The organism is Sphingobium sp. VMM (assembly GCF_056790315.1).
In genome coordinates this window covers 1-1,657 of record NZ_JBXGSI010000051.1, presented here as the reverse complement: position 1 = coordinate 1,657, position 1,657 = coordinate 1, and the positions used below count along the sequence as shown (strand labels likewise).

2 protein-coding genes and 1 pseudogene are annotated in these 1,657 nt (G+C 62.4%); 1 reads left to right on the top strand and 2 read right to left on the bottom strand.

Annotation, left to right across the window (positions count from 1 at the left end):
* A pseudogene (locus ACUCV3_RS27230) lies at positions 1-490 on the bottom strand (transposase); the annotation flags it as partial.
* A gap of 254 nt (positions 491-744) precedes the next feature.
* Here ACUCV3_RS27230 and ACUCV3_RS27225 point away from each other — a divergent pair.
* Positions 745-969: a hypothetical protein gene (locus ACUCV3_RS27225; RefSeq protein ID WP_279776456.1), complete on the top strand. Its 225-nt coding sequence runs from the start codon at positions 745-747 to the stop codon at positions 967-969.
* Between the two features lie 85 nt (positions 970-1,054).
* Here the strand turns inward: ACUCV3_RS27225 and ACUCV3_RS27220 are convergent.
* Positions 1,055-1,657: FAD-dependent oxidoreductase (locus ACUCV3_RS27220; RefSeq protein WP_482241470.1), on the bottom strand; the 603-nt coding region annotated here is incomplete at its 5' end.

Below are 1,657 nucleotides of genomic sequence, written 5' to 3'. Positions count from 1 at the left end.
TTTGGATGTCGGCGGCGTGGAATACGGCATGGACGAGATTGCCGTCGGTATCCGTCAAGATATGGCGCTTGCGCCCCTTGGTCTTCTTGTCCGCGTCATAACCCCGTGACCCGCCGCTTTCCGTGGCTTTGACGCTCTGGCTGTCGATCAGGCCAGCGCTGGGTGAGCCCTGGCGGCCTGCAGTTTCGCGTCCGATCAGCAGCAGGGTATGGCTCGACGACAACCATATTCTGTTGTCCCACCAAAGATAGAACCAACGCCGCGCCGTCGAGACCGGCGGCAAACACGGCGGAAGCATCCGCCACGAGCTGCCGCCACGCAACAGATGCAGGATTGCCTCGACAATCCGCCTGAACGACCACTTGTGCAGCCGCCCCACATGCGAGGGCGGCGGAAAGAATGGCTCGAGCAGCCCCCTTCGGCATCGATCAAATCGCTTGGCAGCCAAGTCTGCACGCACATACTGCGTTTCAGTGGTATCGGCCCACATCGTTGATTTCATTTGGTTTGTCGCAAAGCCGCTGAATCAACGACAGGATGCACCGTCAATATAACCCACTGATACGAATCAACTTGATTTCGGAGCAGGCTCTCAGGAGTTAGAGCCTCCGGCGATCTCGGTGTGGTTCAGGCATAATGTCCCATGGTGATCCCCCCGTTCCCGACATAGGAGGGGGCGTTCGATTGCCGTCGCGGCAATCCTGATGAACATGGTTTCTTGTTGGCCGGGATGTGTTCAAGATCATGGACTGGTTTCCTGTTGTTTTCATCCTGTTCAAGATCGTCGTGCTGGGGGGCGGCATGTTCTTTGCCGTCCGATGGCATTATGAACAGGACAGGAAGGCGCAGAAGGGGGCGGTGCTGAGCGCGGTCGGCAAGATCAGCCTGGCCCTGCTGCTGGCGCTGATGGGCCTCCTGTCCCTCACCTTCATGCTGGCGCGGATGTTGGGCATGGATGTGGCCCTGTGATTTTGGCGCTGTGATTGTGGCCCGCGTCGTGCGTGGCGCGTTCGGATCATCGTTGCGCTGACGGGCGGCCTGTGCCGGAAGGGCGTCAGCCGCGCAGGCGGTCGAGGCGGTGCTTCAGCTTCCTCTGCAGCAATTCCCAGTTGGTCACGCCCTGGATCACGCCGCCATTGGCGACGATCATCTGTTGCAGCCGATAGGTGTCGACATCCTGGATATCGACCCGGTCGCGGTCGATCACGGCTAGGGCGGCGGCGGTGCCGGCCGCTTCGCCCAGCGCCATCGAGGTCGGCTCCATGCGGATGGTGGAAAAGGCCTGGTGGGTCGCCGCGACGCAGAAGGGCACCATGAGGTTGGTGCACTGGTCGCGATGCGGCACCATCAGTTCGAAGGGCAGCGGCGAGCGTTGATATTTGCCGCCGGCGGGCAGCATGAAATGGCCTTCATTGATGATGCCCCATTGCCCCCGTTCGTCCCGGACCGCGATGCGGCTGGCGGCGTGGCTGTCCTGCCAGTAGGAGGCCATGGCGACGATCGAGGGGAGGCGCGGGGGCACGCCATCAATATCCGACACGTCCCGGCCCGACCAGGCAAGGCCATTGTCCAGCCGGCGCGCCTCGCGCACATAGAGCTGGGGCGACCAGCCGGGCGTGTCGGCGGGATGGCAATCGGTGTGGCGGCCGCGCACCAG

Coding starts and splice junctions, on each gene's coding strand:
- ACUCV3_RS27225 (WP_279776456.1), top strand. CDS start 745: ATGGACTGGTTTCCTGTTGTTTTCATCCTGTTCAAGATCGTCGTGCTG.